Here is a 9,724-nt window from a genome sequence, read left to right as displayed (position 1 = left end):
AAGAGTGCAAGTGGAACGGAAATTTTAGATGAGTTGGCGATGGAAGAGATTCAATCGAATGGAAAGAAATTGATACTTTATACATCGGCCGATAGTGTTCTACAAATTTGTGGACATGAAGAAGTGACTGGATTAGATGAGCTATATCGTGTATGTCAAATTGCTCGAGAAATAACTCTAAAACCAGAATACAAGGTAGGAAGAGTCATTGCCCGTCCTTATGTTGGAGATTCGGTGGGTCACTTTACACGCACGAGCAATCGTCATGATTATGCTTTGTCTCCATCGAGTAAAACCGTTTTAGATGTCTTAAAATCAAATGCATTTGATGTGATTGGTATTGGTAAGATTTCTGATATTTTTAATGGGCAGGGAATCACAAAAAGTATTCATTCGACTTCGAGTCATGAGGGTATGCTTCAAACGATTGAAGAAATGAAAAAAGATTTTACAGGTTTATTATTTACGAATCTTGTGGATTTTGATGCCAAATGGGGACATCGAAGAAATGTTTCTGGATATGCCGATGAACTTGAAGATTTTGATGTCTTGCTAGGGCAATTACTTTCAGTTCTTGATTCAGATACACTATTAATTATAACGGCCGATCATGGAAATGATCCAACCTATAAAGGAACGGATCATACTCGAGAGTGTGTGCCATGTTTAATGTATTCACCTAGTATGAAAGAACATGGAATATTGGACGATTCAAGTTCTTTTGGTGTTCTTGGTGCAAGTGTTTTAGATAACTTTGATTTATCAAAACCATCTGATTTGATTGGTGAGTCTATTCTTAATTTGACAAAATAGAAAAAATATATTAATTTATTTTAGCGTTTTATTTTCGTTTTGGTATCCCCTATGAAACTGCCAAAACATAGGGGAGGTAATTTTTTATGAATAAAATGGAAAATATGGAAATCAAACAATTGGTGGTTTCTATGAGTTTGCCCATCATCATCTCGATGGTGATTCAAGCTTTATATAATATTGTCGATAGTATCTTTGTTGCCAAAATTTCAAGTGATGCACTTACTGCTGTATCTTTATGTTATCCAGTACAAACCATTATGATTGCGATTGCCTGTGGTACAGCTGTTGGCTTTAATACATTGCTTGCGCGATATTTAGGTGAAAAGAAATTTGATTATGCGAATAATACAATGATGCATGGAATCTTGTTAGGATTTGTGAATGGACTTGTCTTTTTAGTGTTAGGTTTACTATTTTCTAATGTATTCTTATCTTTGTTTACATCTGATCAAAATGTAATTCCATTAGCCAATACGTATATTCGTATTTGTACGATGTTTTCATTTAGCGTCTTTGTACAAATCATCTTTGAAAGAATTATGCAGGCAACAGGAAATGCCATTTACAACATGGTTATGCAAGGGGCAGGAGCCATTATTAATATTATTCTAGATCCAATCTTGATCTTTGGATGGTTTGGTCTACCTGAAATGGGGGTTGCCGGAGCTGCCATTGCGACCGTTATTGGACAGTTTTGTGCCATGCTTATTGGATATGTTATTACGAAGGTAAAAATAAAAGAATTGGATATTCATATGCATAATTTTTCCTTTTCGATACCTATTCTGTGTAAAATCTATAAAGTAGGAGTTCCTGCCATATTAATGCAGTCCGTATTAAGTTTTATGACTGTTTTTATGAATATGATTCTAGCACCAATCTCAGCTATGGCGATTACTGTCTTTAGTGTCTACTATAAATTACAAAACTTCTTGAATATGGCGGTGCTTGGAATTACCAATGCCTTGATTCCAATTGTTGCCTATAATAATGGGGCTAACAGAAAAGATCGAGCAATTGAAGCTATACAATTTTCTATGATTTTATCGATTTTCATCATGGCTGTAGGAACAATTGTATTTCAATTATTCCCTAAACAATTATTAGCTATGTTTAGTGCGAATGACCAGATGTATGGATTAGGAATACCAGCCTTAAAAATCATTAGCTTAAGCTTTGTGTTTGCCGGTATCAGTATGGTACTATGTGCTGCCTTCCAGGCTTTAAATAAGGCAAATACTTCGTTAGTGATTACTTTGGCTAGACAACTAGTCATCTTAATTCCATTGACCTATGGCTTAATGAAGTGTTTTGGCATTCATGTAGGTTGGTATGCTTTTGTGGTTACGGAATTTATATGTACCATGTATTCATTATTTGAATGGAGAAAAATGAAAAGGTAGCATTCGCTACCTTTTTGCGTATTTAAATGTATACATACAAATGGATGTGGCAATGGCCACGTTTAGACTTTCAAAAGTTTCCATTTCAATTTTGACAATGTGATTACTTAAATCAATTAATTCTTTACGAACACCTTGACCTTCGTTGCCGACTAGAATTGCGTATTTTTTACTTGGCTTAATATCTTGAAGATCTTTATGTTTGTCATGTAAAGCTGTGGCATACACTTCAATATTTCTTTCTTGAAGCTTTTTAATTTCTTCTACTAAATCCGTTTGAATCACAGGAATATAGAAAAGGGCTCCTTGACTGGACTGAATCGTTTTTGGATTGTAGATATCGGCACAACCCTTTGACATATAAATGCAGTCAATGCCAAAAGAATGAGCGGTTCTTAAAATCGTACCTACATTTCCTGGATCTTGTACATTATCAAGTAATAGAATATTTTCTTCTTTTACTGGCTTTAAGTTTAGTTTTTTACATACACCAATCATTTTAGAATTTGAATTCTGGTTTGACAATTTGTTTAATACTTGTTGCGTTACGGTTTCATAGTTAAATTGAATGGGGCACTCAATTCCTTCAAGAATAAATAATTCTTGTAAAGCATTTGCGTTATATGCTTCCTTAACCATATGTTCGCCTTCAACTAGAAATAAATTTGTCTTATCTCTTTCTTTTTTTTGAATCAGTTTGGCATATTCTTTTATTTTCTTATTGTTTATTGATTGAATCATAAAAAAATATTACCATACTTCGGCTTGAAAAAAAACATGGACTTCGATATAATTTGAAATGTTAAAGCAATGAGAAGACATAGTAGCTATTTAGCGCTTAGATAAGAGAGTAAACCAATTGGTGAAAGGTTTATATGAGTAGGGATAGTGAATTCACCTTTGAGTAAGAGTTAAAACCTCTTCCGTTTCATACGGTTATCATGGTCAATTAAGTGTGTCTATCAAGACGAAGCAAGATGGTAACGCGGCAAAAAGTCGTTCTTGCGTCGTCTTTTTTTTGTTTTTAGGGAAAGGAAGAACAACATGAAAACAATCGAAGAGCTTTTGCAGGAAGCTACACAAAAAATTCAAGATGTTAAAGATTCATCTTCATTGAACGATTTACGTGTCTTGTATCTAGGTAAAAAAGGACCCGTTCAAGAGTTGATGAAGGGTATGAAGGATTTGTCGAAAGAAGAAAAACCTATCTTTGGACAAAAGGTCAACCAATTGAAACAAGATCTTTCTAAGATGATTGAAGAAAAGAAAGAACAATTGGCAGCTTTAGAAATGCAAAAAAAGATCGAATCTGAAAAAATCGATATTACATTACCTGGTCGTAAACCAGAATTAGGAAATGCGCACCCATTAAATTTGGTACGCCAAGAATTAGAAGATCTATTCATTGGTTTAGGTTACCAAGTTATTGAAGGTGATGATATTGTGGATGATGAATATTGTTTTGAAAGAGCTAATATTCCTAAGGATCACCCAGCACGTGATATGCAGGATTCTTTATATATTGATCCAAATCGTTTATTGAGAACACATACTACGGCCATTCAGATGGTTGTATTAGAAGAAAGTGCACCAAATTTACCAATCAAAGTTGTATGTCCAGGTAAGGTATATCGTCGTGATGATGATGATGCAACGCACTCTCACCAGTTTATGCAGATGGAAGGTTTAGTTATTGGTGAAAAGGTCACTTTAGCGGACTTAAAGGGAACTTTAGAATTTATGGCCAGAAAGTTATTTGGTCAAGATCGCCAGATTCGTTTTAGACCTAGTTATTTCCCATTCACTGAACCAAGTGTAGAAGTGGATGTTTCTTGTCACATTTGTAACGGAAAAGGATGTCCAACATGTAAAGGGACTGGATGGATCGAAATTCTAGGTGCTGGAGAAGTACATCCTAACGTATTAAAAATGGCTGGTTATGATCCAGAAAAATGCAGTGGTTTTGCGTTCGGTGTAGGTATTGAGCGTGTTGCGATGTTGAAATATGGTATTGATGATATTCGTCATTTCTATACAAATGATAAACGATTCAATTCTACATTCAAACGTTATGAGTAGGAGGATTTAAATATGCGTATTTCAAGAAAATGGTTTAATCAATTTATGGATGTACAAGATCTTTCTATTGAAGAAATGGCAAAACGTATTACAGATGCTGGTTTTGAAGTAGAAGGTATTGAACATTTATCACAAGGAACAAATTTAGTGATTGGTCACGTTGAAACTTGTACGGAACACCCAGACAGTGATCATTTACACTGTACAACCGTTAATGTTGGAAATGAAGTTGTCAGTATTGTGTGTGGTGCACCAAACGTGGCTGCAGGACAAAATGTAATTGTGGCATTACCAGGTGCTGTTTTACCTGGTGGAGAAATCAAGAATGGTGTGATTCGTGGTGTTGAAAGTAATGGTATGATTTGCTCATTACTAGAACTTGGGGTAGATCCATCAAGTTTAAATGATGATCAAAAAAATGGTATTGAAGTATTACCAGCTGATGCACCAGTAGGAAATACAGATCCACTTGGCTATTTAGGCTTAGATGATGAAGTATTAGATATTGGATTAACACCCAATCGTAATGATTGTCTAGCTGCATTCAATATGGCAAAAGAAGCAGGAGCTATTTTAAATCGTGAAGTTAAACTTCCTGAATTCAATGGGGCTAGTGATGTGGGTAGCAAAACGCATCTTCATGTTGAAAGCACAACTGAAAAATGTCCACTATTCTATGGCAAAGTGATCAATCATTTAACAATCAAAGAAAGTCCAAAATGGATGAAAGAATTATTGGCAGCGAGTGGTGTAAAATCAATCAATAATGTTGTTGATATTTCAAATATTGTTATGTTAGAAACAGGGCAGCCAATGCACTTTTATGATGCAAAATCATTGCCAGAACAAAGTATTGTCGTAGCGGATGGCTTTGATGAGGAATATACAGCTTTAGATGGTGTGACTTATAAATTACAACCAGAAGATATTGTCATCACAAACCAAGGAAAACCAATCGGTATTGCCGGCGTCATGGGTGGAGATGATTCTAAAATTTTAGATACAACAGATTCAATTATTATTGAATGTGCAATTTTCGATCATGTATCGATTCGTAATACAGCTCGTCGATTAAATTTATCAACAGATGCGAGTATTCGTTACCAAAAAGGTATTGAACCATTAGCTAGTAAGAAAGCATTGGATCGTGCTGTTCAATTGTTGATTGAATATGCCGATGCGACAGGTATTGAAGAAACGGTTCAATATGGACAAGTTCCTTATGAGCCAAAATCAATTTCTTGTACTTTAGAAGCTATCAATAATCGTTTAGGTACAGATTTTAAATTAGATGAAGTTATCGATGTATTTACACGCTTAGACTTTGAACCTGAAGTGGCTGATGATTTGATCACATGCCACATTCCAAGTTCAAGAACTGATATGGAAGGTATGGCGGATTTAAGTGAAGAAGTCATTCGTATGTTAGGATATGATCGTTTACCTAGTACACTTCCAGTTATGCCTATGACAGAAGGTAAATTAACGTATAAACAACAATTGACTCGTCAGGCACGTCAATTCTTATGTGCTCAAGGTTTACAAGATTGTTTAACATATACTTTAATTAGTACAGAAAAGAAAGAGAATGCGATTTTCAACACGGATGAAGCGATTGAACTTGCAAGTCCTATGAGTGAAGAGCGTCGCTATATTCGTACAAGTATTTTGCCAAGCTTATTAGACGTTGTTTCTTATAACCGTGCTCGTAATATCAAAGATATCAATGTCTTTGAATTGAGTGATGTAGCTGGTGTAAGTGGTGCTAAAATGCATTTAGCTATCGCCATGAGTGGTAGCTTGCAACAAACGCGTTGGACAAGTGATGTAACTGTTAGTGATTTTTATACATTAAAAGGTTTGGTTGAAGCTTTCTTAGATCAGATTGGTATTGCCGCTCAAAGAATTTCATTTGTAGAAAATGATTTGGATACAACACATTTCCATCCTTATCGCAGTGCAAAAATCATGCTTGGAAAAGATTGTGTTGGATTATTAGGTGATATTCATCCTCAATATGGTAAGAATATTGTGATGGCTGAACTTGACTTTGATGCGTTGATTGATGTGAAGAAATCAAAAATCAAATTTAGTCCAGTATCAAAATATCCAAGTGTATCTCGTGACTTGGCATTCGTATTAGATCGTGCAATGCCAGTACAAAAGGTAGTGGATACAATTAATAAGCAAGGTCGTTTAAATAAAGAAATGATTATCCGTGATGTAGAAGTATTTGATGTGTATGAAGGTGAACACGTAAGTAAAGATGAAAAATCAGTAGCGTTATCGATCACATTCCAGTCGGATTCTCATACATTAAAAGATGAAGAAATCAACCAAGTGTTTGAGGCAATCTTAGAACATATTCAAAAAGATTGCAATGCGACACTTCGTAGCTAAGAGATGTTTTTGACATCTCTTTTCTTTTGTTTAACAAATCTTGTAAAGGGCTTACAAAAAGATTAAAATAAGACATATAAGGAGATTTTTTCTATGCAAAAATATATTTTAGCAATTGATCACGGAACAACAAGTACACGTGCCGTATTATTTGATAAGGCAGCTAACGTGGTAGAAATTGCCCAAAAAGAAACGACAATATCCTACCCGCATCCAGGTTGGGTAGAACAAGATGCCAATGAGATTTGGCTTGCGTGTTTAGCCGTGATGAGCGAAGTCATTTTAAAAAGTAAGATCAGTCCAGAACAAGTAGCTGCCATTGGAATAAGTAATCAACGTGAAACAAGTGTTTTATGGGATGCATTAACAGGACTTCCTGTAAGTCCTGCTATTGTATGGCAGTCTAAACAAACAAAGAGTATTTGCGATGGTTGGAAGAAAAAGGGGTATGAAGATATTGTAAAGGCGAAAACGGGTCTTCGTATTGATCCTTATTTTTCTGCAAGTAAGATTCGTTTTATTTTTGATCAGAATGCAGATGTGTATGAAAAGGCGAAAAAAGGGGAAGTCTTATTTGGTACGATGGATAGTTGGATCGTATGGAAGTTGTCTGGTTCATTAACACATATTACCGATGTATCAAATGCGAGTCGTACCTTGCTTTTTAATATTCATACTTTGTCTTGGGATGATGAATTGCTTGAAATGTTTGATATTCCAAAATGTATTTTACCTGAAGTAAAACCTACATCCTATGCATATTGTAAGACGGCTTCGTATCATTTCTTTGGTCAAGAAGTGCCAATTTGTTGTGTTGTAGGAGATCAACAGGCGGCTTTGTTTGGTCAAGGCTGCTTTGGCGCAGGTGGCATTAAGAATACATATGGTACGGGTGGCTTTATGTTGATGAATACGGGCAAGAGAATTGTCGAATCTAAAAATGGTTTATTATCAACTGTGGCTTGGCAAATTGGTGATCAGGTAGATTATGCTCTTGAAGGAAGTATTTTTGTTTCTGGTAGTCTAATGAAGTGGCTTCGTGATCAGATGCAGTTGTTTGAAAATACAAAAGATACTCAAGCCATGGCTGAAAGTGTAGAGAATACCAATGGAGTTTATATTGTGCCAGCTTTTGTGGGTCTTGGAGCACCCTATTGGGATGATGCATGTCAGGCTAGTATTTTAGGCTTAACTTTTGGAGCTAATAAAAATCATATTGTACGTGCAGCTTTAGAATCTATGGCATATCAATCAAAGGATGTATTAGAGGCTATGAGACAGGATAGTCAAATTGAGATTACTTCTATGAAGGTTGATGGTGGGGCTTGTGCCAATGACTTCTTGTTGCAGTTTCAAAGTGACTTACTTCAAATGCCTGTACAACGCTTTAAGACAAATGAACTAACGGCTTTAGGTGCTGCTTATCTTGCAGGACTATCTTGTGGTTATTGGACAAAAGATGAGCTTGGTGTAGAACTTTCTAAAGAGTTTGTGCCTGAAAAGAGTAAAGAAGAAATGGATAGCTTGTATTCAAACTGGAAAAAGGCGGTAAAAACTTGCCAGAGTTACAAATAAAAGTTAGAATATTGGCATGGAAATTTATACAAAAGAAGATTTTAAACAAATTTTTATAGATTTAGGCATTCAAAAAGGGAGCAAGGTTTTATTGGAAGCAGATTTGGATCGTTATAGTGGTTTGGTTGGAAATGTTCAAATGTTGATTGAAACGTTGCAAGAATTGATTGGGGATACTGGCTTGTTGTGCATGCCGTGTTTCTCTTATTCTTGTTTGGATCCTGCTTGTCTTGAAAACTATTATCCTTATGAAAAGTGGAAAGAGGTTCGCGAGAATTTACCTGGTTTTCATGTAATATTTACGCCAAGTGAAATATATAAGGATTGCACAAATTTATTTTTACGTTATAAAGATGTTTATAGGTCAAATCATCCTGTATATAGTTTTGCGTATTGGGGTAATTTTGATGAAGATGTTTTAAAGGTGGATGTCAATGATGCATTAAGTTTTCATGGAAGTTTATCTTTTTTAAATGAAAAAAATGCCTTTAACCTTCTTATTGGTGTGTTACCAGAAAAGAGTTTAATGGTGCAGGCACTTTCAAATGAGTATCAATTGGGAAAGACGATTGTACAAAGAGCGTTTCTTCGTTCAAAAAGACAATTGACAAAATCTTTTATTGTTCAAGTTGTAGATGAAGAAATATCTAGAGATTTACTAGATGGTTTGACAGTTCTACAAAGTGAATCGAGTTTAGAAGATGTTTATGTACTTAGAAAAGGGGAATAAAGAATTCGCAAATCTTTTCTAAGATAGCTTGATCTTCAATTGAGAAATTGTTGAATTCAAAAGAATCAATATCTAAGATGGCAACGAGTTTGCCATCTTTTTTTAAAGGAATACATATTTCTGAGTTGGAAGCACAATCGCATGCAATGTGACCAGCAAATTTATGTACGTCTTCAATTCTTTGTGTTTCTTGCGTTTTAGCACAAGTACCTACAACACCTTTTCTGTATGGTATGCGTGTACAGGCAACTTTTCCTTGGAAAGGTCCTAAAGTGCATTCTTGATTTTTTTCATCACAAATATAGAAGCCTAGCCAATTGATATTTTCCATTTCATGGAATAAAAGGGCAATCAAATTGGATATGTTTGCGATGTTTGGGAGTGTTTCATCCACTAAATACTTGCATTGTTCAATTAATATTTCATTCATTTTTATCACCGTACTTATTTTACCAAAAAAACAATGAAATTAGTGACTTTTGTCATTGAAAAAAAGCTTTTTTTTAAGTACTATATAAGTGTAAATAAAGCTATTTTTAAGGCTTGAAGAATTTGGGATTGATACTAATACTTCTGAAGGAATAACAGACAGTAAAATTGATAGCGCGAATCATTTTTAGTGTCAAAAACAAATTTTGGCAAAGAGAAGATTCTAGTAGGTTTGACGGAGCTGAATGAATCTTCTTTTCTTTTTTTAAATTTTTTAAAAAAAGGGGTTTAC

General features: G+C 34.9%; 8 protein-coding genes. 6 read left to right on the top strand and 2 right to left on the bottom strand.

All coding sequences use genetic code 11. From position 1 onward, the window contains the following. Together EUBIFOR_RS01595 and EUBIFOR_RS01590 are read left to right on the top strand one after the other, a co-directional pair. Positions 1–813 (top strand): phosphopentomutase (locus EUBIFOR_RS01595; protein ID WP_003864143.1); only part of this gene is annotated, 813 nt, incomplete at its 5' end. A gap of 86 nt (positions 814–899) precedes the next feature. Then, the gene (locus tag EUBIFOR_RS01590; RefSeq protein WP_003864142.1) at positions 900–2,219 is read left to right on the top strand and encodes an MATE family efflux transporter; all 1,320 of its coding nucleotides are present in this window, start codon (positions 900–902) and stop codon (positions 2,217–2,219) included. A 6-nt stretch (positions 2,220–2,225) separates the two neighbouring features. On the opposite strand, the gene EUBIFOR_RS01585 is transcribed toward EUBIFOR_RS01590, so the two are convergent. Continuing rightward, positions 2,226–2,960 (bottom strand): TrmH family RNA methyltransferase, encoded by a 735-nt coding sequence (locus EUBIFOR_RS01585; protein ID WP_003864141.1) that lies wholly within the window; start codon positions 2,958–2,960, stop codon positions 2,226–2,228. A 303-nt stretch (positions 2,961–3,263) separates the two neighbouring features. On the opposite strand from EUBIFOR_RS01585, the gene pheS reads away from it, so the two are divergent. The 4 genes from pheS (at position 3,264) to EUBIFOR_RS12045 (ending at position 9,003) form a co-directional block, all read left to right on the top strand. Beyond that, positions 3,264–4,298: a phenylalanine--tRNA ligase subunit alpha gene (gene pheS / locus EUBIFOR_RS01580; protein ID WP_003864140.1), complete on the top strand. Its 1,035-nt coding sequence runs from the start codon at positions 3,264–3,266 to the stop codon at positions 4,296–4,298. Between the two features lie 12 nt (positions 4,299–4,310). Next, positions 4,311–6,698 carry a phenylalanine--tRNA ligase subunit beta gene (gene pheT / locus EUBIFOR_RS01575; protein WP_003864139.1) on the top strand — a complete coding sequence of 796 codons (2,388 nt, stop codon included), beginning with the start codon at positions 4,311–4,313 and terminating at the stop codon, positions 6,696–6,698. Positions 6,699–6,791: 93 nt separating this feature from the next. Continuing rightward, a complete protein-coding gene (gene glpK, locus EUBIFOR_RS01570) occupies positions 6,792–8,273 on the top strand; it encodes a glycerol kinase GlpK (RefSeq protein WP_003864138.1) in 1,482 nt (493 codons plus the stop codon). A gap of 16 nt (positions 8,274–8,289) precedes the next feature. Continuing rightward, positions 8,290–9,003 (top strand): AAC(3) family N-acetyltransferase, encoded by a 714-nt coding sequence (locus EUBIFOR_RS12045; RefSeq protein WP_003864137.1) that lies wholly within the window; start codon positions 8,290–8,292, stop codon positions 9,001–9,003. Here the strand turns inward: EUBIFOR_RS12045 and EUBIFOR_RS01560 are convergent. Then, the gene (locus EUBIFOR_RS01560; RefSeq protein WP_003864136.1) at positions 8,987–9,433 is read right to left on the bottom strand and encodes a GAF domain-containing protein; all 447 of its coding nucleotides are present in this window, start codon (positions 9,431–9,433) and stop codon (positions 8,987–8,989) included. The two genes, EUBIFOR_RS12045 and EUBIFOR_RS01560, sit on opposite strands and share 17 nt — an antisense overlap. Positions 9,434–9,724: the final 291 nt, after the last annotated feature.

Source organism: Holdemanella biformis DSM 3989, assembly GCF_000156655.1.
GTDB classification, from domain to species: Bacteria; Bacillota_I; Bacilli_A; order Erysipelotrichales; family Erysipelotrichaceae; genus Holdemanella; species Holdemanella biformis.
Note: the sequence above shows the minus strand (reverse complement) of the source record. Positions and strands in the feature narration are given on the sequence as shown.